We start from the raw sequence: 24,002 nt of genomic DNA, 5'->3' as shown, positions 1-24,002 counted from the left end.
CTTCCCGGCGGGCTAGTCGATGGCACGCCCGTGGCTGCCGGCTGCCAGCTGCGCCTTGGCTGCCTCGACAGACTGGGGCGGTGCGGTGGGCTGGATTCCCACCAGCCGGGCGATGTTGTTGCCCATGTAGTCCTCGAGCCGGTCCTCGTCGATACCCAAGCCCTGCGGAGGCTCGTGGCACAGCACTTCTAGGTGGGTCAGCCACATACCCGGGTCGTTGGGAGGTGAGTCCGTGCCGAACACCAGGCGATCGCGCGGCATCTCCTTGGCGAACTCGACGATCCGAGATTGGAGCAGCCATCCCGACTCGCCGTAGACGTTCGGCGAGTCCATGATCATCCAGAAGGCCTCGAAGCAGTACACGCCGCCTGTCTGGACACCGAAGTGGCCGATGATGAAGTTCACGTTGGGGAACTCGCGGATGATCGGATAGAACTGGGTGGGAATGGAGTAGGGACCGTCACCGGTGTGGAGCAGGACCACCACGCCGAGCTCGTCGCACTTCTGGAGCGGAGGGCGGAGCCAGTCGAGGGCCCGGTCGGGACGGTAGGCATGCATGTTGGCGTGCAGCTTCATCATCTTGAAGCCGTATTCCTTCACGTGGAACTCGAGTTCGGCCGCGCCGTTCTCGGGCCCGAATCTGGGGTTGTAGTTGAAGTTGCCGATGAAGCGGTCGGGGTACTTCTGGGTGAGTTCCGCGATGTAGGCCATGTAGTCACGGATACCCTCCCGGCCCCCGCGGCTGCCCTCATTCCAGACCGTGTTGCCCGGGGGAGGCTGGATGAAACCCATGTCGATCCGGCGAGGCTTGCCGTTGATCCAGTAGGGACCGTCCATCATCTCGAGCATGCGCTCCCCGTTGAACGGCTCCCCCGTATGGCGCCACGCCTGGTCGACTACGTTGGTGGGATGGAGGTGGGTATCGATTATCACTTTGAGGTTTCCTCCGACTCGCTAAGCACACGCGGCAACCCGGTCAGACTAGCGGTCGAGGGCCGGCCTCCGGGTCTCGCTACGATTCCGACGGAACCAGCGAACGGATGGGCAAGCGGATGGCTGACACGGACGGAGACGACACGCCGACGGCCTGGCTCATAAGGGCCGGGAGACGCGGCGGAAACGAAGACTTCAACCTCGAAAAGGGCCTTGCCGGCCTTGATTGGCGCGCTATCCCCGACCTGAAGCTGGTGGCAAGCCGAGACGAGTTGGAAAGGCTGATCCGCGACGCGAGTCCGGATGCCAAGGAGAGGTCGATCTCAGTACAAACCAACCAGCTCTGGAGGTTCAAGACCGAGGTCCGGGTAGGCGATCTGGTGGTGTTGCCACTCAAGACAACCGGTCAGATCGCACTGGGCACGGTAACCCGGGCGTACTGGTACCGAGACGCAGAGGACCCGTACAACCGCCATGTGGTATCCGTGGACTGGAAGCGGACCGACCTGCCACGTTCCGAAGTCGGACAAGACCTACTTTATTCACTTGGCTCGCTGCTCACATTCTGTGCCATAACCCGAAATGACGGAGCCAGGCGGCTGCGCAAACTGATGTCCGGGGATCGAGATCCTGGGAGCCGGTCGCAGGACGATCTGGAGGCCGACGGTGGCGACGGACCCGTTACAGCCGAAGCGCCTGACTCTCCCGAAGGTGTGGATCTCGAAGGATTCGCCAGAGACCGAATCCGGGAGTTCATTGGGCAGAAGTTCGCCGGACATGAACTCAGCCAGTTGGTGGCCAAGATCCTGGAGGCCGAAGGGTTCACCACCGAGCCTTCGCCGCCTGGCCCTGACGGTGGCATAGACGTGTTTGCCGGACGCGGCCCGCTTGGCCTCGATAGCCCTCGCATAGTCGTGCAGGTCAAGTCCGGCGAGACTCCGGTCAGCGCGCCGGTCCTCCGGGAACTCAAAGGTGTGGTGAGTGCCCAGGGTGCCGATCAAGGTCTACTGGTCGCCTGGGGAGGGGTCACCAGGACCACGCGACGTGAGCAGCGCGAGCAGTTCTTCCGAGTGCGGGTATGGAGCGCCGAAGACCTGATGGACGCTGTGTTCCGCAACTACCACAAGTTCGACGAGGAACTACAGGCAGAACTGCCACTCAAGCAAGTCTGGACTCGAATAGAGGAAACAGAGGACTGAATACGTCGGCGGCCTGGCCTACAGAGAGCGGAAGATTCTCGGCGGGCGTAGCGGCGGGATAACGATTCAGGTCTTGATCGCGCCACGGAGGCGGGGTACAGCCAGGGCGAGAGCGAGGATGAGCAGCATCGGCAGGGCCGCGGTCGCGCTCAGCCAGCTGTATCCGACCGAGCCCATCAGCACGCCCGAGGCGACGCTTCCCAACATGACCATCGTCCACGCGGCCGAGTCGGCCCATCCCTCTACGACCTGGCGGACCCCGGGCGGGGCGGATGTGAAGAGCATGGAGCTGCTGGCGAGGAAGGAGCAGTTCCAACCCAGTCCGAGCACGAACAAGCCCAAGGCCAGCACGAAGAGTCCGTCGTAAGGTGCCGTGCCCGTCAGGAGGAGAGAGACCACGGTCAGGCACATGCCCATCCCCAGCATGGGGAGGCGTCCCAGGCGGTCGACCAGCTTGCCCACGAGGGGGGCGAAGGCGAACATCCCCACCGCGTGGACCGACAGCACCAAGCCAACCGCGTCGAGGCCGTAGCCGGCGTCCTCTATGCGGAGGGGGGTGGCAGTCATTACCAGGACCATGGCGCCCTGCGCGGACAGAAGGGCCAGGATGGTGAGCTGGACAGCCGGAAGGCGCAGGGAGGCGCCCACCGTTCCGCCTGGCTCGGGGCGGACCGCGGAGGTCACCGCCACCTTGGAAGGGTCGGGGCGCAGCCCGACCCAGAAGATCACCCAGGACAGGGAGAAGGCCACGGTCGCCAGCAGGAAAGCCCCACCGTAAGGCGTGCCCAACCACTCCTGCGTCAAGCGACCGACCCGGTCCACCAGGCTGGCGCCGATCACGGACCCTATGGTCGCCGACCACACCAGGAGGCCCATCGCCTTGCCTCGCTCGGAATCTTCGGCCAACTCGGCGGCAACGTAGCGGGCCAGGTGGATGGCGCCCACGCCCGCTCCCATCAGGATCGCCCCACCGACCAGCACCCAGTACCAGCCGGCTGTGACGCCGATAAGCTCCAGCGCCGCGCCGCAGGCGGAGACCGGCGGGCCTGCCACCATGATGAACCGGCGCCCGTAACGGGTGCTCAGCCGTCCCAACACGTTGGTTCCCAGCGCCTGGCCGAGGGCGCCGGCAGCCAGCGGCAGCCCCGCCATCATGGTGGACCCGCTCAGGGAACGCGCCGCCACGGTCGCTACGGCAAGGGTGGCCACGAAGGCCAGCCAGGCCAGGACCGCCCCCGAGAACAGCACGTAGGCCAGACGGCGGCGCACGGCGGCGAGTTCGGAGCGGGTAGCCCGGAGCGGTGCTGACTTCGTCATGCGTGCTTCAGGGCGCCGGCCCGGGCCGCTGGTCGGATGCGGATGTCAGCGGATTCGCTCCGCGATGGCCGCTCCGACTTCGTCGGTGCTGTTGGTGCCGCCCATGTCCCGGGTCCCTACCTCCCCCTCCGCCAGCACCTCTGTGACTGCGGCGCCCACGGCATCGGCTGCGCCATGCTCGCCCAGGTGGTCCAGCATCATGCGAACAGCCTCGATCGACGCGATGGGGTTCACCCGCCGCTGACCGGTGTACTTTGGCGCCGAACCGTGGATCGGCTCGAACATCGACGGGAACCTGTGCTCGGGGTCGATGTTCCCGCCGGCCGCGAAACCCATGCCCCCCTGGAGCATGGCCCCGAGGTCGGTGATGATGTCGCCGAACAGGTTGGAGGCCACCACCACGTCGAACCACTCCGGGTTCTTCACCATCCACATCGACAGGGCGTCCACCAGCGCCATGTCCGTCTCTACGTCCGGATAGCCGGCCGCCACCTCGTCGAACACCGTGTCCCAGAACACCATCGAGTAGTTGAGGGCATTGGACTTGGTGCAGTTGGTGACCCGTCCCACCGGCGCCTCGGATCCCAGCTTGGCCCGCCGGCGAGCCAACTCGAACGAGTAGCGCATGACCCGCTCGCATCCCTTGTAGGTGAAGACCGCCGTCTGCAATGCCACCGCGTCCGGGGTGCCGGCCTTGAACACCCCTCCCTGGGCGGCGTACTCGCCCTCGGTGTTCTCCCGTACCACCACCATGTCCAGGGTCTCGGGCGTGGCGGTGCGGATCGGGGTGCCGACCCCCGGGTACAGGCGGATCGGGCGCAGGTTGACGTACTGGTCGAACCCCCGCCGTATCCCCAGGATCAACTCCAGAGACAGGTGATCCGGGACCTTGGACACGTCGCCCACCGACCCCAGGAAGATGGCGTCGAACCCCGACAAGGTGTCCAGGTAATCGTCGGGCATCATCTTGCCGTCGGCCAGATACCGGTCGCAACCCCAGTCGAACCACTCCGTCTCCACGCCGAAGTCATGGGACCGCGCCGCCGCCCTAAGAGACCGCTCCGCCTCCTCCGACACCTCCGGACCCACACCATCCGCCGGGATCACCGCTACCCGATACACACCCAATACCCCTCACTCGCCATACCCGCGCACCGTACACCGCAAGACAGTCCGGCTCAAACCGTCAGTGGGCGGTGGTCAGCGGTCAGTGGTAAGTGGAATCCAATATCGACTAGCAACTAGCAACCAACAACTAGGAACGAGCTAGAAAGCGCAGGGCGGCGAGGGCGTAGATGAGCGCGGCCTGGTTGACCCCGTACATGGCGAGGCGTTCGTTGGGGGCGTGCGCCCGTGGCACCAGACCGGGTCCGAAGGCGGCCACGGTGGGGATGCCGGCGATGCCCTGGAAGCTGAGCGCGTCGGTGGCGCCCGGAAAGACAGCCGGCTCCACGCGCTTGCCGAGCACGCGGTGGGAGGCGTGCTGGAGGGCGGTCACGGCCGGGTGGTCGGATGGAATCTCAGTGGCCTCGCTGGCGCCCACCATCTTCAGCTTGGCGTCGAGGCGAGGATTCTCGGCCATCGCGCGATCCAGGAAGTCCTCCAGGTCGGCTGTGATGCTCTTCTCGTTCATGCCCGGCACCAGGCGGATGTCCGACGAGAACCGGGCGTTGCCCGGGTAGACCCCGTAGAAGACCCCTCCTTCGACCATCACCCCGATGCTCACGGTCGGCCGCGTGCCATCGAGGGGGTGGGGCCGGTAGGTGAGGTGGTCGAGCAGTTCCTCATGCATCTTGGTGATCAGCCAGGCCATCTCCGCGGTGGCGTTGACCGGGTCGAAACGATCGGACACGCTGGAGTGCATCTGGGTTCCCACCACCTCGATGTCGAAGAGGGCGGACCCCCGGGAGACGATGCCGATGCTCTCCCACTCCGCGGTCACGCCGCACGGCTCGCCGATGATGGCGGCGTCGGCCTCCAGATGACCCTGCTCGGCCAGCCACTTCGAACCCAGGGTCGAACCCCCCTCCTCGTCCGCGGTCAGGACCAGATGCAGCTCTCCGGCCCAGCCGCCCACGCGGGCCAGAGCCGCCCCGGCGTAGACCATGGCGGCGATGGAAGCCTTCATGTCTCCCGATCCCAGGCCGTGGAGGACACCGCCGAAGACAGCCGCATCGTACGGATACACCCGCCAGCGGGACAGGTCACCGGGCGGCTTGGTGTCGAGATGGCCGGACAGGATCAGGGTCTTGCCCGGTCCGTGGCCGGGAACCCGGACCATCAGGTTGGGGCGGGTAGGCTCGGCGCTCAGCACGGTGATGTCCGGCACCCCGAGCTCCACCAGCCTCTCCTCGACCAGCCGGGCGACCGCTCGTTCGTCCCCGGGTGGAGTGGGGCTGGGGGTGGCGATGAGGCGGCGGGCGAACGCAAGTTGTTCGTCGGCGGTGGCCCTGAGGAAGGCGAGGGCCTCCTGTTCGTGGCGTGCCCGGGCGCCGCCGGCATCCGGCATCGAGTCCGTCACATCGCCGCCCGGTCGTGCGGGTACAGCGGCTTCGGTGCGTGCCGGAACTCCAAGTGCTCCAGCCTGGGAGTGCTCGGACCGGGAAGGTCGAGGGTGACGGCCTCCGCTGCCGATCCGGGGAAGTTGGCCCGGTAGTCGCTGCAGGACCGCACGATCAGCACGTCCGCCCGATCAGGCTCGAGCCCGGCATGCCTCCAGGTGGCGGGATCGGCGGTGATCGAGGGGGCCGAGCTGACGAGCAGGTGATGGTTGCCGGTGACGATCACCGCCCACTCCCCCATCGATACCTCCCGGCCGGTGAAGGAACGGCCGGTAAGCCGGTAGGCGCCAGAGCCGGCCGCCGTAACGGTGCCCTCAATCTCGACCGGGACCACAGATTTCTCGAAGGCGCCCCCCACCGCAATCCGGACCCGCCCTCCGACCTCGTTGTGGCACCGGCGGGAGACCTCAGGATCGAGAACCGAATGGAACACCACCAGATCGGGGGCGTGGCGGGCCCCCTCGGTGACCATCACGGGATCGTCTCCGGGCGCGCCGGCGGTCGGGCAGTCGGCGGTATGGGCCATTACGAAGGGCCGGCAGTCCGACTCCCGGGCCGCCCGGAAGGCCTCCTCCGGAACCATCAGGCGGGGCGTGGTCATCCGGTCGCGCCTGCGCCACACCTCGCCGGCGAGTTGCTCGGCCAGCAAGCCGGCGCCCGTCAGGTCGCCATCGGTGACCACCAGAACGCCCAGACCGAGCTCGGGAACGTCGAGCCAGGGCTGGACCGGGAACAGCGACACGTCCAGGACCGGGCCCCCGGTTCGGGAGTCGGCCAGGCTCCGAACCTCCGACATGGGCCCCATGTCGGTCCGCATGCCCTCCGCCGGGACCAGCATGGGTCGCTTGGCCAGGGCCATGACCGGCACTACCTCGCCCCGGACGGTCTTGACCACCAGGCGGGCGATCCGCTCACCCGTCGAGGCCATGTCGACATGCGGCTCGGTGTGGTACCCGACCATGATGTCGGCCAGCTCGACCATCCGCTCCGTCACGTTGGCGTGGAGGTCCAGGCAGACCCCGAGCGGAACGGACCCGATCCGGCGGCGCGCCACCTCGATCAAGGCCGCGTCGGCGTCGAAGACCGATCCGGCCACCATCGCACCGTGCAACGACAGCACCAGCGCGTCGAGGGGCAGGGCTCGCTCCAGTTCCCGGTCCAGCATCCCGGCCAGGTACTCGAACGTCTCGTCCGTAACCCGACCGGAGGGAAGAGCCCACCCGGCCAGCAGCGGGACCACCTCGGCGCCCATCTCTTCGAGCCCTGCTACCGCTCCGGCGAACTCGGTGTTCGTTCCGGCCAGGGTCCGGAGCGCCTCCTCGCCCGACAGGACGGTGTAGTCCTCCCGGACCGTCGACTTGGGGCTGAAGGTGTTGGTCTCCTGGACCAGGGATGCCACCCCGATGCGAGGACCGGCCACGTCAGTGGTCTGTCTGTGGAATGGCGGTGTGGTATGGCGTCGGCAGCGGTGTTCCTCGCAAGGCCCGCTGACGAAGGCGTACCCGCAGCGGTACGTTGAGGAAGCGGAACGCAGCGACGGGGCACCGGTGGCAGCCAGAGCACGCCAAGCTGTTTCGCAGACAGACCACCAGGTCAGCCCGGCGGCGTGAGCGACACGGGCTGGTTCGACTCGGCCGAGCGCTTGGCGGCATCCACGATGGCGTGGGCGTTACGGGCCATTCCGAGCGTCACCTCGGGAGGGCGGCCATCCAGCACCGCCCGGATGAAGTGATCCAGCGAGCCTGCCAGGTCGCCGCTCACCCGGTCGCGGCTCACCGGCCAGTGGGTCAGGTCGGGATGCGTGAACCCCTCACGGTCCGCTATGGCCAGGCCGTGATTGGATCCGTCCACGAACACACCTCCCCCTGTCCCGACCAGCTGGAGTGAGGCGTCCAGCAGCGCCGGGATGGTGGGCGGTAGCACCCAGCTGATCTCGAGCGAACCGATGACACCGTTCTCGAACCGCACCAGCACCATGGCCGCGTCATCATGGCCGTAGGGAGCCGACCGGCGGGAGATGGTCTCCGCATACACCCTGGTGACCGGGGAGTCCGCCAGCCAGGCCATCACGTCCAGGTCGTGGATGCCGGTGGAGATCAGGAGATCGGTCCAGACACCGTAGATGTCGGCGCCCAGGGACGAACCGCGCCGGCGCGCGAAGATGGTATGGACATCACCCATGCGCCCTGAGGCGACCGCGGCCTTGGCCTCCGAGTAGCGGGGATCGAAGCGCAGGATGAAGTTGACCATGGTCAGCACTCCGGTCTCCTCGAGATCTTTGATCAGGCGGTCGGCGCCGGCCAGCGAGGGCGCCAGGGGCTTCTCCAGCAACAGGTGCTTTCCGGCCCTCGCCAGCTGCATGGCGATCGGATAGCGATGGTGCTCCGGCACGGAGACGGACGCGGCGGCGAGATCGCACCCCTCCAGCAGGTCGGTGACCTCGGTGAACCAGGGGACGCCGAGCTGCTCCCCCACCGTCCGGGCCGCGTCCGCGCTGGCGTCGACCACCCCCACAAGTTCGGCCAGCGGATGCTCGGCGTAGATGCGGGCGTGGAGCGAGCCGATCATCCCCGTCCCGACCACGGCGGTGCGTAACCGGTTCACGACAGATCCCCGGCAGGGGCGAAGACCCGGTCGTGGCCGGGCATCACCCGGGTGGGCGCCAACGACTGGATCCGGTCGAGGCTGGCGTTCAGCCCCCGGAGTTGGTCGTCGGTATACCAATGCGAGAAGGACCGCTCCGAATACTCGCGGCGGGTCATGACCGTGTCACCGGCCACCAGGACCCGCTCCCCCGACTCCGACTCGGCCATCACGCTGATGTGGCCGGGGGTGTGTCCCGGGGTCGAGATAGCCACCAGGCCGGGCATGATCTCCAGCTCGCCGCCGCGCGGCACCTCGATCAGGTCGCCCATGACGGCCAGCCGCCGCTCGGTCTCCTCCGGCCCGTAGATCTCCTCGCAGAAGTCGACCTCCCCCTGGCCCATAACCAGGTCGGCGCCGGGAATCCGGAAGGCGCTGCCCATGTGGTCGTGATGGCAGTGGGTACAAACCACGTAGTCGACGTCGGCGGGTGTGACCCCGAAACGGGCCAGGCCGATACCGAGCTGGCCGTAGAAACCGGTGTGATGGTTGCCCGGGTCCACCAGGACGGTCTTCGGGCCCCGGACCAGCACGGTGGTGGACACCGGCAGGAAGCCCAGGTTGGAGTCGAACAGGCTGGATTCGGCCGGGTCGATGCCCATCATCCGCTCCATGCGGTCCAGCACCGCGTCGGTGTCGGCGGCGAAGTGGTACACCACCTCGTCGTCCAGCAGGCTGAACCTCAGCACCACCGGCTGTATCACCACGTCTATCTGGTTCGGCATCTGCCATGCCTCCCTTCGTTCGGGTCGAGCCGGTCCGACCGGCGGCTCATCGTTCCACCCCCGCAGTGATGACCTCGGTGATGTTCCGCTGGAAAAAGGCCGTGATGAGGATCACCGGCAGCGCGGTCATCACGGTGGCCGCCGCCAACTGCCCGATCTCGATATCCATCGTAGAGCGGAACAAGCCCAGCGTGACGGTCATCATCGACAGGTTGGACGTGAAGAGCAGCGGGGTCAGGAACTCTATCCAGGCCAGCACGAACCCCAGGAGCAACCCGGCGAAGATCCCGGGCCTGAGTAAGGGCAGGACGATGCGGAGGATCAGCTGGGCCAGGCCGGCGCCGTCGATCAGAGCCATCTCCTCCACCGAGACGGGGATGGCCCGCACGAACGATCCCATGATCCAGACCATGAACGGGAGGGTGAAGGCCACGTAAGGCAGGACCAGGCCGACGTAGGTGTCGCGCAGGCCCAGCTGCACCACCGTGATGAAGAGCGGCATGATGAAGAGGAGCGTGGGCAACACGTAGATGGCCGCGAAACCACCCAGGATCAGGCGGCGGCCCGGCACCCGCATGCGGTTGAGGGCGTAGGCGGCGGGCACCGCGATGGCCACGGTCACCACGGCGGTAGCGATCGCCACGACCAGGCTGTTGACCATCGACTCGGCAACCGGGACGCCGGACGAGGCGGAGAAGATCCGGGTGTAGTGCTCGGTGGTGATGTAGGTGGGGACGAACGCCACGTCAGCCGAACGGATGTCCCGCTCGGTCTGGGTGCTGGTGAGGATTATCCCGTAGAGAGGGAACGCCATCACGATGAGCACCACCGCCGCCCCGACATACGTTGCGGCCCGGCGGACGACCCGGCCCGGAGCGGCTCCGACCATGGTCACGCCCCCGCCAGCCTTCGGGCACGGACCAGCATCCAGCCCAGCCCGGCGATGGCGAGCACCGTCAGCGCCGAGAGCAGGTAGGCCGTCGCCGCCGCGCTCCCGAAGTCGAACTGCTCGAAACCCTGACGGTAGACCAGAAAGTTCAGGGTGGTGGTGGCCCGGCTGGGTCCTCCCCTGGTCAGGACGAAGATGGTGTCGAACACCTTCATCGCCCAGACGAACAGGAAGATCACCACCGGTATGACGACCGGCAACATGAGCGGCAGCGTGATGTGGCGCAGCGTTCGCCATGACCCGGCCCCGTCAATGGCGGCGGCCTCTTTGACGGTCCGGGGAACGATCTGGAGCCCGGCCAGCAGGAAGATGGTTGCAAAGGGGATCCAGCGCCATACCTCGGCGATCAGCACCGAATGAAGGGCGATGCCCTGCCCGCCCAGCCAGATGATGTCCCCCTCGCCGCCGAACGCCCTGATCAGCCCGTTCAGGAAGCCGAACTCGGCATGGAACATCTGCACCCACAGCACTCCCGAGGCCACCGGCGGGACCGCCCAGGGCAGGAGCACGGTCACCCGGACCAGGCCCCGTCCCAGGAAGGTCTTGTTGAGCAGAAGGGCGATGGCGAATGACGCGACCACCGTGACCAGGCAGAGCATCAACCCGAAGTAGAGGGTCGTCCAGGTGGCCTCCCAGAACGCCCCGCTCCCGAGCTGGTCGATGAAGTTGTCGAGGCCGACAAACCGGACGATCCGGAACCGGGGCGACAGGTCGATGGCCGACAGGCTGTACGCGACCGTGGTGATGGCCGGGTACGCGTACACGCCGGCCACGATCAAGACCGCCGGGGCCACCAGGGCAATTGCTGCCCGGCGACCCCGGCGGCTTCCTGTCCGGATTGTTTCCTCCGCCCGGACTTCTCCAGTCATGTCGTCAGGAGGCGGCGAGATTACTCCTCGTCCTGCCTCCGGGCCGCGGTGGCGGCCGCGGCAGCGTCGTCCAGCGCCTGCTTGGGTGCCTTGTTGCCGGCCAGGACCTCGTGGATCTCATCGGCCAGCATCTGGGTCCAGCGAGGACGATCCTCCGACCACCCGCCGTCCACGGGATACTCGTATGCCTTGGCGAGGGCCGGGTAGAACGGGAAGGCCTCCACGATGTCGGGTTCCTGCAGGATTCCCGAATAGATGGATCCCCACCCGCCCATCGCCACCACCCGCTGGCCCTCGCGGGAGGTGATGAGATCGAGCAGGCGCCATGCCTCGTCCTTGTTCTCGGCGTAGACCGGAACTCCGAAGAACTCGGAGCCGTCCACCGATCCACTGGTCACCACCGCCGGGTTGGGGGCGAAGGCGCTGTGACCGGCCAAACCGGGCGCCGCGTCGGGAATGGCCGCCACACCGGCCACGAACGGCCAGGAGATGAACATGCCCCTGGTGCCTTCGAAGAACCCGGGAGTGGCGTCGAACACCCACGTGTAGGTGGTGACGGCCGGGTCGATGACCTGGTGGGTATGCAGCAGGTCGTAGAGCTTCTGCAGGGCCTCGACCCCGGCCTCCGAGTTCCACGCCGGTTGGGACTCCTCGTCGAGGAAGCTCCCGCCGTGCATGTTGAGCATGCCGCCCCACGTCCACAGGACATGCTTGTCGGCCCAGGCGTCCGTATATCCGTAGTACTGCACGCCGTCCCGCTCGCCGGTCATGGCCTTGGCATACTCGACGAAAGTGTCCCAGGAGTTGGGCGTGGAATGCCAGTCGGTCGGGGCATCCGGATCGAGTCCGGCCTGCTCCATCAATTGCTTGTTCCAGTGGAGCAACTGGCTGCCCATGGTCCACGGTACGGCGAGGGTGTTGCCTCCGACTTCCACCGCTCCCATCCCCCTGGTCAGCAGGTCTCCTTCCGGACGGACCCGCTCATCCATGAAGATGCCGGCGTTGGTCAGCCAGCCGCGGTTGCCCAACTCGGCGCCGAGCTCGGCGGTGACGAACACCGCATCCCATGGGGAGCTCTGTGCCAGGAACGAGGTGGTGAGCTTGCTCCGGAGGTCGGGAGTGGTGACCTCCTCGATGGTGGGTGCGAACCCGACCGAACCCTGATGCTGCTCGAGAAGGGCCTTGACCGGATCCATGTGGGTGCCGATCAGGACGCCCAGGTTGCCGGTGAAGTCGGTACCGGGCTCGGCGCCCTCTTCGATCGGATCACCTTCACCGCAGGCGGCCACCAGCGCGGACAGACCCCCCATGGCGGCGAAGGCCATGAGTGCGGAGCCTCCGCCAAGGAACTGGCGGCGGGTGAAGTGGTGGGGACGGTTGGACTTCGGTACCAAAGGCGGCCTCCTTCGATAGGTCACTGTTCTCGAGCTCGTTCTGCCCGCTTCAGGAAAAATAGCCCATCGCGGCGGGCCGCGCCAAAGTTTTGGGCCCGAGGAAGGAGTGCCCGGCTCGCCGGGAGGGCCGCTTCTCCTGGACCGGGAGGCTGCCGCGGGTAACGGGCCGCTCAGGATCCGGAGTCGCCGAGACAGGCACTCGCGATGTCGTCGGGGATGGTGACGCTGTCGGCGCTCAGGTCGAGCCCATGGTCCAGGAGGCAGGCAATCTGGTCTTCGCTGACCTCGAAACCGGGTCCGAGCGTCTCTTCAGGAGCGTCGCCGGCGCCGAAGTCGGTTTCCCCCTCGCCGGCTGCGAGCTCGGCGAGGGCCGCCGCGGCCGCGCCGAGCCGGCCGTCCGGATCGTGCTCCGCCCAGGCCGCCGCGACCAGCTCGTCGCGGTCGCCTAGGGGCGCGATGCGCTGTGCTAGCAACTGGGCAGGCGTATCACCGTCCCCGAGCCGGTCAGCGACGTCGGCGCCGGCCACACCGAGGCGTTCGAGTAGAGCGAGCACGGTGGCGCCGCTGCTGTAGAAGCGCCCGAACCCGAAGAACGACTTGACGTTGCCCAGCACCGCCCCGGGGTCGTCGATGCTCTCATCCAGGTATCCGAGTTCGCTGGTGTGATTGGTAGAGAGGTAGGTGTTTCCGATCGCGTCGCCCATCCGGTGCTCGATCCATCGGGCCGACCCCTCCATACGTTCCTGCTCCTCATCGAGCGCAACCCTGGGATCCCGCTCGTGCCGGGCGGCGCGCACCGCCGCGAACTGGCGGGCCAGCCGCTCGGTTTCCCCCACCGTGCGCGCCTGGTAGGCAGCGACCAGGACCCGGTTCTCGAGCAGCACCAACTCGAGGTTCTCCGCCCCGAAGTCGTATCCCACGACGTCTTGCGCAGTTGCGCCGGGAACCCAGTGATCGAACTGGTAACGATGGAACGCCTCGTGGGCGACCATCGCCACGAACCCCGGAGTGTCAGGCTCCCGGCCCGGCTCTCCCCGCTGTCCTACCAGCACGAAGGTCTCCGTACCGCCGATGTCCGCGAAGAAGTCGAACGGCGCCATGGAGGCCAGCCTCTCCGGGTCGGCGGGCTCCCCGACCACCGCCACCCGGTGGCCGCCCACCTCGACATCCAGGATCGCGCTCCCCAAGGGGCTCGGACTCGGGTGGTTGAAGGCCACCACAGCCCCTATGCTCCCCCCGACGTCGACCGAGACCAACACCGTCGGGATATCGCCAAGGTCGTAACCCGGCCACGCTCCACCCGACTCCGACACCGCGGACAGCCAGATGTCAACGAGGGAACGCGCGTCCGCGGACACGCCGTCGAGACCCGTCTCGACAACCGGGACCGGCGCGGTCGAAGCCGCGGTCGTTCCGGCCGATGTCTCGGAGGCCAGGGTCGACACGACTGAAGCCCCCGACGTCGACAGATCATCCGCCGGCCCGCACGCCGCAATGAAGACGGACGCCAACGCCGCGCCCAACAAGCCCAGACCGACTCGACCCACCCTCACCGACCGCGTCTCTTCCCTGCTGACCGCACGATTCATCCCCTCTACGAGAATCACCCCCTCGGCACTCCCGAGCGGGTCCGCACGGTACCAATAGGACTGCCCCGCCCGAATCACCGGGCTTCCGATCACCCTCGCGACCGGGCGCGGTCCGTCCCTGGCACACCCGGTCGTAGGCAAACGAACGCCGCATCTCCAACCCGTAGCGGTCCGTGATGGCCGCCCATGGCCAATAGCCTTCGTAGCCGGCGAGCACTACGGTCAGGTACCAATGGAGCCTGACGCACGGCGAAGCGCTCAACTGGCCGGGCGAGCCGGCTCTCGCGGAGCAAGCATGATCATCCTCGTAAACGGCAAGACGAACCAGGTCGCCCGGCGGACCGACCCCGCGGGAGCGCTGTGGGTGCGGATGGACGAACTCCCGCGCGCCACCGGCTGGCAGATGAAGCCGGAGGGCGCCTGCCTGGGCGATTTGTGCGTACCGCTGCCGGCGGACAAGCGTGAGGAGTGGATCGCGGACGCCGACGACTGGGTCTGGTTCTGCTACTCGGGATTCGCGGACAGGATCGGCCAGAAGTACGCCCGTGACGGCGATGTCTGGAGCCTCGGCTCGGTGCCCGAGGTCCGTCGCGCCGGGCTTGAGAGCGCCATCGCCCCGGACTTCGAGGTGACCGAGCGGAACGGCAACACGTTGAGTCTCTCGGACTTGCGGGGGCGCAAGGTGGTGCTGTTCACCTGGTCCTCATGGTGAGGGTGCCGCTTCAGCCTGCCGGACTGGCAGGATCTGTACGAATCGATCGGTCCGGACCGGTTCGAGTTGATCAGCGTGGCGCAGGACTCGGGCGGACCCGCCGTGGTGGACAAATGGTTCGACCGGGCCTCGCCGACCTACCGGTGCGTCATCGACCCGACCCATCAGATCAGCTCGCTGTTCGGCTGGGTGAGCGTGCCGTCAGCCGCGTGGATAGACGAGGACGGGCGCATCGTCCGTAGCAACGAGGGGACGTACCCCGCTCACACGACCATCAGGTTCGGCCTCGGCAAGGTCCGCGTGGGCGACGACGCATTCGCCCGGGCCATTCGCGACTGGATCGACAAGGGAGCCGACAGCGAGCATGTCTGGTCCAGCGAGGAACTAGCCGAGCGGCTCAAGCCCGTCGATGACGACCTACGGTTGGCGGAGGCGACGTTCAAGCTGGCGCTGCACTTCGAGTCGGTGGGCGACAGCGAACGCGCTTGGCGGTACTTCAGCGAAGCGCAGCACCTGGCGCCCGATAACTGGAACTACCAGCGCCAGGGCTGGACCCACAAGGGGACGATCTATGCCTCCCTGAAGGTGCTGCGGCGAACAAGCTATCTGCGCAAGAACACCGACAAGAGCTACTACGACCCCTTGGGGTTGCCCGGCGAGGACCATCGCCGGTTCACCGAACCCGAGTGGCTATGGACCCCAGCCGCCCGGCGGATCAAACAACTACGCCGCCGCTAGAGAAGCCTGCAGGCTCGAGACTCGGAGTCCCCCTGAGTCGGAGCCGGTTTGCTAGTGGTGATCGAATGACATCTGGCTTCACGATCTAACATCATGGCATCACTTGACATTGATGTTATGATGTCTACATGCGTACGACTCTGACTCTTGATGACGATCTGGCTGATGCCCTCAAGGAACAGGCCCAGCGCACAGACCAGCCGTTCAAGAAGGTGGTCAACGACACCTTGAGACGGGGCCTGTCCCCTGCGCTCGTCGAGACCGCGCCGCGCTACCTAGTCGATCCCTACCCGAGCGGGTTCAGGCCCGGCGTCGATCCGATGCGACTCAACCAACTCAACGACTCGCTCGAGGTCGGCGGATTCCCCGGCCCGCAGGCGCAGTGATCGTCCCAGACCTGAACTTGCTCGTGTACGCCCACGCCGCCGGCGCGCCGCTGCACCAGCCGGCACGCCGGTGGTGGGAGGACTTGGTGAACGGAACCGAGCGAGTAGGGGTTCCTTGGCTCGTGGCGACAGGGTTCGTACGGCTGCTTACCCATCCCGCCGTGCTGCGCGACCCGGCGGCACCAGAGCACGCGGCCGACCTCGTGGCCAAGTGGTTCCGCTCATCCAGCGTCACTCCGTTGAATCCGGGCACTCAGCACCTCGCCATCTTCCGCAACTTGCTGGCCGCCGTCGGCGTGGGCGGGAACCTCGTCACCGACGCCCACATCGCCGCGCTGGCCATCGAACACCAAGCCCAGGTCCACTCCAACGACGGTGACTTCGCCCGCTTCCCAGGACTGCGATGGCACAACCCGCTCCTAGACGTCGGCTAACCCCAACTCTTCGCGGATAGGGGCTTGTAGAGACTCGGGACAACGTAGGTCGCATCGACCTATTCTTCCCGAGAGCCGTCGCGCTAGAACGACGAGATCAGATCGGTTGGTCGGACCGGGACCCTTGGCAGGTCGAGGCCGGTGGCGTTGCGCAGGGCGTTGACGATGGCCGGGGTGGAGGACAGCGTGGGCGGCTCCCCTACCCCGTTGAGCCCGTATGGGGAGTCGGGATGGGGGAACTCGAAGAGCCGGACGTTCATGGGAGGCATGTCGAGGATGGTCGGGACCAGGTAGTCGGTGAAGGAAGCGTTCTTCACGAAGCCGTCCTCGACCTGGACCTCCTCCAGCAGGGCGAGGCCGAGACCCTGGGCGGAACCGCCTTCGATCTGGCCCTCGACGGCTTGGGGGTTCATGGCTCTCCCCACATCCTGGGCGGTGGCCAGCTCGACCACCCGGACCAGACCCAGCTCGGTGTCCACGTCGACCACCGCCCGGTGGGCGGCGTAGGCGAAGGCGATGTGGGCGTTGCCCTGGCCCCGGACGTCGTCGATGGGCTCGGTAGGCCGGTGGTGGTACACGAAGGTGTGCTCGATCGTGTCATGGCCGAGGATGTCGGCAAGACCAACGAGAGCCTCCCCCTTGCCGGGAACCGTGACCCCGTGGGGAGTGAGAGCCAGGTCTCGCGGAGAGCAACCGAGGCGCCGGGCGGCCCGCTCGAGGATCCGCTCGCGCACGCCGTGGCAGGCGCCCTCGACCGCTCCCCCGGTCATCCAGGTCTGGCGGGAGGCCGCCGACGAGCCGGCGTCCCCGATGTCAGTGTCGGCGGGCCGGACCGTCACCGAGTCGATGCCCAGTTCGGTGCGCACTATCTGGGCCTGGACCGCCACGATGCCCTGCCCGCATTCCGAGGCGGCGCTGTAGACCTCCGCCACGGGCCGGCCGCCTGCAACCGAGACCGACACTCGCGCCGTGGAGATGTCGTCCACGCCTCCCGAGAAGCCGATCGCCTTCATCCCGAGGGCGTAGCCGACCCCCCGGACCACCGCCTCCCCGTGGGTGGTATTGCCCACGCCGCCGGGCAGCCGCCTCAGGTCCTCGCCTGCCGCAGGACGCTTGGGGGGCAGGGGAAGACTGCGCAGATGATCGAGGAGTTCGCGGGTTGGGGCGGGGCCGTCAATCACCTGTCCGGTGGGTAGGAGGTCTCCCGCCTGGATGGCATTACGGATCCTCAGTTCCACCGCGTCCATGTCCAGTTCCCCCGCGAGGCGGTCCATGGCCGATTCGATGGCGTAGCAGGCCTGGACTGCCCCGAAGCCGCGCATGGCGCCGCGGGGAGGGTTGTTGGTGTAGACGGCGTAGCCGTCGATCTCGACGTGGTCGACGGCGTAGGCGCCGGCGGCGAAGTAGGAGGCGTTGGCGATGACGATCTGCGAGGTGGACGTGTAGGCGCCTCCGTCCAGCAGGAGCCTCACCTTGGAGTAGACCAGGGTTCCGTCCCGGCGGGCGCCCAACTCCACCCGGATCCGCGAGGGGTGCCGATGGACGTGGCCGACGAAGGACTCCTCCCGGTTGTAGGACATCTTGACGGGACGGCCCATCCGCAGCGCCAGCATGCAGGCATGGATGTGGACCGACAGATCCTCCCGGCCCCCGAACGCACCGCCTACCCCGCTCAGCGTCAGGCGCACCATGCCCGGATCCAGCCCGAGAGCGGCTGCCACCTGGCGCCGGTCGTCGTGGATCCACTGCGCCGCCACGTACAGGTCGATGCCGCCGCTCCCGTCCGGCACCGCCAGACCGGCTTCCGGGCCCAGGAAGGCCGGATCCTGGACCCCGGAGCGGTACTCGGCTTCGATGACGATCTCTGCCCGCGAGCGAGCCGCTGCAACGTCCCCGTGGCGGATGCGAACGTGCCGCGCCACGTTCCCGCCCGGGTCGATCGGATCCCCGTCCCCTGCCAGGGAGGATTCAGGATCGGTCAGGGGCGCCTGCACCTCGTACTCGACGGTGACGGCCTCGACCGCCCTACGGGCCGTCTCGGGATGGTCGGCGGCCACGATCGCCACCGGCTCCCCCACGTACCGGACTTCGTGGGCGGCCAGGACGGGCTGGTCAGCCACCTTGATGCCGTAGAAACGGTGTCCGGGCACGTCCTCGGCGGTCAGCACGGTGGCAACCCCCCGGATCGCCAGGGCCTGGCCGATGTCGACACCCAGGATGCGTGCCCTCGGGTGCGGACTCCTGACCGTGGCGCCCCACAGCATGCCGTCTATGTGGAGGTCCGAGGCGTAGGCGAAGCGGCCCAGCACCTTGAGCGGGGCATCAGGACGCGGCGGTGAGGCGCCGACGCCGCGCGCGTGGGCCGCGCGGTCGCGAACCTTCGTGTCCAACTGCGAGCGAACTCCCATCAGGCGCGGCAGCCTTCCAGACCGGACCGCAACATGCGGTGATCGAGGTCACGACCGATGAAGACCAGTCGGCTGCCACGGCTGCCCGACCATCGCCCGCCGGGATAGATCTCGAAGAGTCGATGGACTCCCTGCAGGATGGTCTGGCGGGGGCGCCCGGCCACGGCGAGGATGCCTTTCATCCGGTAGATGTCGGCTGATCGCGCCTCGGTGAGGTTCTCGAGCCAGCCCCTCAGCATCGCCTCGTCCAACTCGCCGTCGACCTCGATGCTGATGGCCTCGATGCCCGGATCGCCGGAGGGCACATAGGTGTCCTCAAAGAACCCGCCGTCTGTCGACGCCGCCGATCCGCCGAAGGCCTCGATCCCGAGAATCTCATCCGGATCCACCCTGGAATAGCTCGATCTGATGACCGGCGCGGTGCTGTTGAACTCACCGATCCGGGCCTCTGTCCTCCGCAAGGCGTCCGGCCCGACCAGATCCGTCTTGTTGATCACGATCCGGTCGGCGGACAGGATCTGGTCCACCACCCGACTATCGCGACGGTCGGGACCGAACGCGTCCAGGTGGGCGTCCACGTGCTTGGCGTCGACCATGGTCACGATCCCGTCGACCGCGATGCGATCGGACAGTTCGTCCACGAAGAGCGCCTGGGTGACCGGCACCGGATCGGCCACTCCGCTGGTCTCGATGACCACGTAGTCGGGCGGCTCCGGGCGGGCCAGCAGCTTCCGGATCGTGGCCGTGAGGTCGTTGCGAACCGACAGGGTGCAGCAGACACACCCGTTGGCCATCTCGATCACCTCCTCGTCAGAGGAGACGATGAGATCGCCGTCGATCCCGATCTCACCCATCTCGTTCACTATCACCGCGATACGGCGGCCGTGGTCCGTCGAGAGAATGTGGTTCACGAGGGTGGTCTTCCCGGCGCCCAGGAAGCCGGTCAGGACAGTGACGCTCGGGCCGGTCCTGGATGGGATGGGCACCGTGCTCATCCGGGCGCCGTTCCCGTCGCAGCCAGCCGGACCGCGGAGACGATCTTCTCGTAGCCGGTGCACCGGCAGAGGTTCCCGGCCAGAGCCTCACGTATCTCGGCGTCCGAGGGATCGGAGTTGGCATCGAGCAGGCAGTGGGTGGCGACGATCAGCCCGGGCGTGCAGAAGCCGCACTGGACCGCCCCCTCGGACACGTATGCCTGCTGGATCGGATGGAGCGCCTCCCCGTCCGACAGGCCCTCCACCGTCACCACCTCGGCGCCATCGGCCTGGCCGGCCGACACCAGGCACGCACAGACAAGTTCACCGTCCAGGTACACGGAACATGATCCGCACTCTCCCTGTTCACAGGCGTCCTTCGAGCCCCTCAGACCCAGCCGCTCCCTGAGGAGGTACAGGAGGCTCTCACCGGCCCAGACATTCTCGGCCGTACGGCTCCTGCCGTTCACGGTCAACTCAATGAGCACGGGATCCATCCGTCGCCAGGGCCGACCAGGCCCAGCGCAGGGTCCGGCGGGCCATGACGCGAAGAGCATGGACACGGTATCGGGCCGGACCGCGCACGTCGTCGATCGGCCGGGCGGCGGCCGCTACCCGCTCGGAGAAGCCCTCCACGATCCCGGCGGGAAGCTCTCGATAATCCTGCCAATACCCGCCGCGGTCTAGTTCCTGCTCCAGGTAGGCGGCGGCGCCGGCGGCCTCGATCGGCGTGGGGGCTGCGGAACCGATCCCGGTCCCCACATGGCGGCCCGGCACGTCGAAGGCGAGCGCGAAGGAGACCACCGCGATCACCATCGCGTTGCGGGTGCCCACCTTGGAGAACTGCTGTGGCCCCCGAGCGGTGGGAACCAGGACGGACCTGATCAGCTCGTCCGGCTCCAGCACGGTGCGCTTGGGACCGGTGAAGAAACTCCCGACCGGAACATCGCGGACCCCTCGCATCGACTCGACCCGGACCGTCGCGCCCGTAGCCAGGAACGGCGGGTGGGAATCCCCGGCGGGAGAAGCGGTGGCGAGATTCCCCCCGATGGTCCCCCGGTTGCGGATCTGGGGCGACCCCACCGTCCGCGAGGCGATCGCCAGCGCCGGAAGGTCGGTCCCCAGGTGCTCCAACACATCGGTGTAGGTGACGCCGGCCCAGAGCTCGACCGTACCGTTGCTCTTGCCCCACCGCTTGAGTCCGTCGAGATGGGACAGATCGAGGAGAGCCGCCGGCCGGCAGCGGGCGAAGTTGAGATCGACCATGAGATCGGTGCCGCCGTTGATGGGAACCGCGGCAGGGTTCTCCGTCTTCAGCGCTACAGCATCCTGCCACGTGCGAGGTCGAAGGTAATCCAATCCAGGTTTCTGTTGCGGCGACCCCCGATGCTAGTGGGCGGTCGGACGGGCCGATGTGCCCCCACACATCCGGCGGAGAACGCTCTCATTCGGACCGTCCGTTCGGTCATGCCGACGCAAGACCACCGTCATTGTTGCTAGATCGGAGTCTCGACACCACCAACCGACCCCGTGCAGGATGGACGAGCCTTAGGGAATCCAGTTTGAACCCCGTATGGCACCCTGCAGCCAGGGAGTATCGGCATGGCTAGCGGCTGCGTCGGCGCTCTCCCAGGGAATGCTGGTCGTAATGGTACGGTTCGCTCATGAATGAAAGTGACGTAGGTCAACCGCCACTCTCAAGGATCAAGAGGGTTGCCCTCCGAAGCGTTTGGCCCAGTGAAGCAGATCATTTCACACGGTGGTTGGCAGACCATATCGCCGAGCTTGGAGAATCTCTGGGGATCGAGCTGGAAACACAAGAACGGGAATCATCCGTCGGCAAGCGCTTTCTGGACATTATGGCCACTGACAGCAGCGGTCGTCCCGTGATTATCGAGAACCAGCTTGCTAACAGCGACGGCGATCACCTAGGCAGGCTCCTGATCTATGCTGCTGGCAAGGACGCCGATGTCGTTATCTGGATCGCCAAAGAGTTCGAGGACGAACACTGGCAAGTGTTGCAGTGGCTCAATCAACGAACCGACACACAGACGAAGTTCTTCGGTGTCGTCATTGAAGTGTGGACGATCGACGGGTCCCCGCCAGCCCCATACTTTCGCGTCGTCGCTGCTCCGAACGACTGGCGGAAGAGAAATGTCGTCTCGCGCCCACCCCGAAGGAGATTTCGCAGATTCCGGGAACGCTTGCAAGAGAAGCTGAGACTCGCTGATCTTCCACTTGGCCCGACGAGCGATCACACTAAACCGTGGTTGGCAATCCAACACCTTGATGGGCTCAACTACTCGGTTGACTTCCGTGATCGGATCTTTTTCTCGTTCCAGTTGGACACTCGCGGTAATCAAAGCTTGGACTGGTGCCATTGGGCGTTCGACCGGCTAGAGGAAGACAGGAGTGACATCGAATCAATCTTGGGAGACCTGGAGTGGGAACGCCGGTGGCAGCGAGATCGAGGAAGCACGATTATGAGCTACTACCCAGAGGATTTTTCGGACCTTACGGATTCGTGGGACGAAGTCCACAACTGGGTCGTCGAGAGATACCGCCTGTTTAGGCAACAATTTGAGCCGTACAGGCAAGAACTGCTGGAGAGTTCTCTCTCCCGTGCGAGGAAAAGACTCAAGAACTAGTTTCATAGCTGGTGCCTAGTCAATCATGGGCAGGAAGCGCATGACCCACGAACAGCCAGACAGAGGCCGCAAGAGGCTGCTCCGGCGTGCGCTGCGGCTCGAATGGCTGACCGTGGGGTGGAACGCGGTGGAGGGGATCATCGCCGTGGCAGCGGCTATGGCCGCCGGCAGCGTGGCCCTCCTCGGGTTCGGGATCGACAGCTTCGTCGAGACCGTCTCCGGCGCTGTAATCCTCTGGCGTATCGCCGCCGAGCGGCGCTCCAGGGACCCGGAACGTATCGACCGGGTGGAGGGCATCGCCCGGCGAGGAGTGGCCCTCAGCCTCTGGTTACTGGCGCTCTATGTGGCTGCGGACGCAACGGTCGCCCTGGTGAGCGGTGAGCGGCCGTCCGCCTCGGCGGTCGGTGTGGCTTTGCTGGTGTTGTCGATAGCCGTGATGAAGTGGTTGGCCAACGCCAAACGAGCCGTAGCTCTGGCCCTGCACAGCCATGCCATGGAGGCCGACGCCGCCCAGACCGACTTCTGCTGGAAGCTCTCGGTCGTCGCCCTGATCGGACTGGTCGCTAACGCCGTTCTCGGCTGGTGGTGGGCCGATCCGCTGGCGGCCCTCGGCCTGGCTTCGCTGATAGCCGTCGAGGCCGGACGGACCTGGAGGATCGGACTGGCGTGCTGCTGACCCGATCCGATGGCAACCCTTGTGCGGGCCGCTACGAGTCGGTGATCGGGGTCGAAGGGAGTGTGCGCGTGAGTCCGCTGTTCAGGGACGACGAGCCCGGATGACGGCGGAGTGAACCCCCATGACGGCTACGGAGTTCGCCGTGTCCGCCATCTGGTGGGTGGGAGTGATCTCCACGTCGACCAGGCCGGCCGACTCCAGACCCTGCCGGTACTCGGTGAATGAGGGCGCCCCGGCGATGCATCCGACCCACGAGCCGCGCTCCTTCCGCTGCTCCGGAGTGAGGGCATCGTCGGCCACCACATCGGTCACCCCTACCCGCCCGCCGGGACGGAGCACTCGGGCGATCTCTGCGAACACTGCCCTCTTGTCCTCCGACAGGTTGATCACGCAGTTGGAGATGATCACGTCTACGGAGGCGTCGGGCAGCGGGATGTGCTCCATGTAGCCCTTGAGGAATTCGACGTTGCTCACCCCCGCCTCAACGGCATTGGCTCGCGCCAGGTCCAGCATCTCATCGGTCATGTCCAAGCCGTAGGCGAATCCGGCCGGGCCGACCCTCCGAGCCGACAGCAGCACGTCGATCCCCCCGCCCGAACCGAGGTCCAGCACGACCTCGCCAGGGCATAGCTCGGCCACGGCAACCGGATTTCCGCAGCCGAGGGATCCTTCGGCAGCTGCCATCGGAAGCTGGTCGATGTCGGAAGGCGCGTAGAGGCTGGACGCGAGCTCGAACTCCGGCTCGGTCTCGACCACCCGGGTCATGGTGGCGCGAGCAGCGTTGGCGTAGCTCTGCCGTACCTGCTCACGGATGCTCTCGGTCATGGGGTCCTCCGGTGGCGCCGCC

General features: G+C 66.7%; 22 protein-coding genes. 6 read left to right on the top strand and 16 right to left on the bottom strand.

Annotated elements, in window-relative coordinates; genetic code table 11:
• Positions 1–12: 12 nt before the first annotated feature.
• Entirely contained in the window at positions 13–933 is a 921-nt protein-coding gene (locus OXK16_10195) for an amidohydrolase family protein (protein ID MDE0376318.1), read from the bottom strand.
• Between the two features lie 119 nt (positions 934–1,052).
• On the opposite strand from OXK16_10195, the gene OXK16_10190 reads away from it, so the two are divergent.
• Positions 1,053–2,132, top strand: a complete 1,080-nt coding sequence (locus OXK16_10190; GenBank protein MDE0376317.1) for a restriction endonuclease — start codon at positions 1,053–1,055, stop codon at positions 2,130–2,132.
• A 66-nt stretch (positions 2,133–2,198) separates the two neighbouring features.
• Here the strand turns inward: OXK16_10190 and OXK16_10185 are convergent, their stop codons facing one another.
• The 10 genes from OXK16_10185 to OXK16_10140 all read right to left on the bottom strand — a co-directional run bounded on the left by OXK16_10185 (position 2,199) and on the right by OXK16_10140 (position 14,257).
• On the bottom strand, positions 2,199–3,449 hold the full coding sequence (locus OXK16_10185; GenBank protein ID MDE0376316.1) for an MFS transporter: 1,251 nt from the start codon (positions 3,447–3,449) through the stop codon (positions 2,199–2,201).
• A 45-nt stretch (positions 3,450–3,494) separates the two neighbouring features.
• Positions 3,495–4,577 (bottom strand): 3-isopropylmalate dehydrogenase, encoded by a 1,083-nt coding sequence (locus OXK16_10180; GenBank protein ID MDE0376315.1) that lies wholly within the window; start codon positions 4,575–4,577, stop codon positions 3,495–3,497.
• Positions 4,578–4,704: 127 nt separating this feature from the next.
• Positions 4,705–5,958, bottom strand: a complete 1,254-nt coding sequence (locus tag OXK16_10175) for a M20 family metallopeptidase (GenBank protein MDE0376314.1) — start codon at positions 5,956–5,958, stop codon at positions 4,705–4,707.
• A gap of 8 nt (positions 5,959–5,966) precedes the next feature.
• Entirely contained in the window at positions 5,967–7,430 is a 1,464-nt protein-coding gene (locus OXK16_10170) for a M81 family metallopeptidase (protein ID MDE0376313.1), read from the bottom strand.
• A gap of 173 nt (positions 7,431–7,603) precedes the next feature.
• Positions 7,604–8,614, bottom strand: a complete 1,011-nt coding sequence (locus OXK16_10165; GenBank protein MDE0376312.1) for a Gfo/Idh/MocA family oxidoreductase — start codon at positions 8,612–8,614, stop codon at positions 7,604–7,606.
• Positions 8,611–9,378, bottom strand: coding sequence for an MBL fold metallo-hydrolase (locus tag OXK16_10160; GenBank protein MDE0376311.1), 768 nt, complete (start codon positions 9,376–9,378; stop codon positions 8,611–8,613). The genes OXK16_10165 and OXK16_10160 overlap by 4 nt, the downstream gene beginning before the upstream one ends.
• Before the next feature lie 46 nt (positions 9,379–9,424).
• Positions 9,425–10,267, bottom strand: coding sequence for a carbohydrate ABC transporter permease (locus tag OXK16_10155; protein ID MDE0376310.1), 843 nt, complete (start codon positions 10,265–10,267; stop codon positions 9,425–9,427).
• 2 nt (positions 10,268–10,269) lie between these two features.
• Positions 10,270–11,121, bottom strand: coding sequence for a sugar ABC transporter permease (locus OXK16_10150; protein ID MDE0376309.1), 852 nt, complete (start codon positions 11,119–11,121; stop codon positions 10,270–10,272).
• Positions 11,122–11,216: 95 nt separating this feature from the next.
• On the bottom strand, positions 11,217–12,590 hold the full coding sequence (locus OXK16_10145; GenBank protein ID MDE0376308.1) for an extracellular solute-binding protein: 1,374 nt from the start codon (positions 12,588–12,590) through the stop codon (positions 11,217–11,219).
• 170 nt (positions 12,591–12,760) lie between these two features.
• Entirely contained in the window at positions 12,761–14,257 is a 1,497-nt protein-coding gene (locus OXK16_10140; protein ID MDE0376307.1) for a hypothetical protein, read from the bottom strand.
• Between the two features lie 217 nt (positions 14,258–14,474).
• On the opposite strand from OXK16_10140, the gene OXK16_10135 reads away from it, so the two are divergent.
• From OXK16_10135 to OXK16_10125, 3 genes are all read left to right on the top strand, one after another.
• Positions 14,475–15,629, top strand: coding sequence for a TlpA disulfide reductase family protein (locus OXK16_10135; protein MDE0376306.1), 1,155 nt, complete (start codon positions 14,475–14,477; stop codon positions 15,627–15,629).
• A 128-nt stretch (positions 15,630–15,757) separates the two neighbouring features.
• Complete coding sequence (locus tag OXK16_10130; GenBank protein ID MDE0376305.1) at positions 15,758–16,015, top strand: ribbon-helix-helix domain-containing protein; 258 nt, start codon at positions 15,758–15,760, stop codon at positions 16,013–16,015.
• A complete protein-coding gene (locus OXK16_10125; protein ID MDE0376304.1) occupies positions 16,012–16,449 on the top strand; it encodes a type II toxin-antitoxin system VapC family toxin in 438 nt (145 codons plus the stop codon). Before OXK16_10130 ends, OXK16_10125 begins: the two co-directional genes overlap by 4 nt.
• An 83-nt stretch (positions 16,450–16,532) precedes the next feature.
• Here the strand turns inward: OXK16_10125 and pucD are convergent, their stop codons facing one another.
• From pucD to OXK16_10105, 4 genes are read right to left on the bottom strand one after another with little or no spacing between them, the layout of a single operon-like run.
• Positions 16,533–18,857 carry a xanthine dehydrogenase subunit D gene (gene pucD, locus OXK16_10120; protein ID MDE0376303.1) on the bottom strand — a complete coding sequence of 775 codons (2,325 nt, stop codon included), beginning with the start codon at positions 18,855–18,857 and terminating at the stop codon, positions 16,533–16,535.
• Positions 18,857–19,852 carry a GTP-binding protein gene (locus OXK16_10115; GenBank protein ID MDE0376302.1) on the bottom strand — a complete coding sequence of 332 codons (996 nt, stop codon included), beginning with the start codon at positions 19,850–19,852 and terminating at the stop codon, positions 18,857–18,859. Before OXK16_10115 ends, pucD begins: the two co-directional genes overlap by 1 nt.
• Positions 19,849–20,319 (bottom strand): (2Fe-2S)-binding protein, encoded by a 471-nt coding sequence (locus OXK16_10110; protein MDE0376301.1) that lies wholly within the window; start codon positions 20,317–20,319, stop codon positions 19,849–19,851. The genes OXK16_10115 and OXK16_10110 overlap by 4 nt, the downstream gene beginning before the upstream one ends.
• Positions 20,309–21,190 carry an FAD binding domain-containing protein gene (locus OXK16_10105; protein MDE0376300.1) on the bottom strand — a complete coding sequence of 294 codons (882 nt, stop codon included), beginning with the start codon at positions 21,188–21,190 and terminating at the stop codon, positions 20,309–20,311. Before OXK16_10105 ends, OXK16_10110 begins: the two co-directional genes overlap by 11 nt.
• A 404-nt stretch (positions 21,191–21,594) precedes the next feature.
• Between OXK16_10105 and OXK16_10100 the strand changes: the two genes are divergently transcribed.
• Entirely contained in the window at positions 21,595–22,479 is an 885-nt protein-coding gene (locus OXK16_10100) for a DUF4268 domain-containing protein (GenBank protein MDE0376299.1), read from the top strand.
• 40 nt (positions 22,480–22,519) lie between these two features.
• A complete protein-coding gene (locus OXK16_10095) occupies positions 22,520–23,155 on the top strand; it encodes a cation transporter (GenBank protein ID MDE0376298.1) in 636 nt (211 codons plus the stop codon).
• Between the two features lie 81 nt (positions 23,156–23,236).
• On the opposite strand, the gene arsM is transcribed toward OXK16_10095, so the two are convergent.
• Complete coding sequence (arsM, locus tag OXK16_10090; GenBank protein MDE0376297.1) at positions 23,237–23,980, bottom strand: arsenite methyltransferase; 744 nt, start codon at positions 23,978–23,980, stop codon at positions 23,237–23,239.
• Positions 23,981–24,002 lie beyond the last annotated feature (22 nt).

The sequence above is a fragment of the bacterium genome, assembly GCA_028821235.1.
GTDB lineage: Bacteria > Actinomycetota > Acidimicrobiia > Spongiisociales > Spongiisociaceae > Spongiisocius.
Note: the sequence above shows the minus strand (reverse complement) of the source record. Positions and strands in the feature narration are given on the sequence as shown.

Bases quoted from the DNA above. Each gene is read 5' to 3' on its own strand.
- OXK16_10130 (MDE0376305.1), top strand. From the start codon at position 15,758: ATGCGTACGACTCTGACTCTTGATGACGATCTGGCTGATGCCCTCAAG.
- OXK16_10155 (MDE0376310.1), bottom strand. From the start codon at position 10,267: ATGGTCGGAGCCGCTCCGGGCCGGGTCGTCCGCCGGGCCGCAACGTAT.
- OXK16_10095 (MDE0376298.1), top strand. From the start codon at position 22,520: ATGACCCACGAACAGCCAGACAGAGGCCGCAAGAGGCTGCTCCGGCGT.
- pucD (MDE0376303.1), bottom strand. From the start codon at position 18,857: ATGGGAGTTCGCTCGCAGTTGGACACGAAGGTTCGCGACCGCGCGGCC.
- OXK16_10190 (MDE0376317.1), top strand. From the start codon at position 1,053: ATGGCTGACACGGACGGAGACGACACGCCGACGGCCTGGCTCATAAGG.
- OXK16_10185 (MDE0376316.1), bottom strand. From the start codon at position 3,449: ATGACGAAGTCAGCACCGCTCCGGGCTACCCGCTCCGAACTCGCCGCC.
- OXK16_10115 (MDE0376302.1), bottom strand. From the start codon at position 19,852: ATGAGCACGGTGCCCATCCCATCCAGGACCGGCCCGAGCGTCACTGTC.
- arsM (MDE0376297.1), bottom strand. From the start codon at position 23,980: ATGACCGAGAGCATCCGTGAGCAGGTACGGCAGAGCTACGCCAACGCT.
- OXK16_10175 (MDE0376314.1), bottom strand. From the start codon at position 5,958: ATGCCGGATGCCGGCGGCGCCCGGGCACGCCACGAACAGGAGGCCCTC.
- OXK16_10160 (MDE0376311.1), bottom strand. From the start codon at position 9,378: ATGCCGAACCAGATAGACGTGGTGATACAGCCGGTGGTGCTGAGGTTC.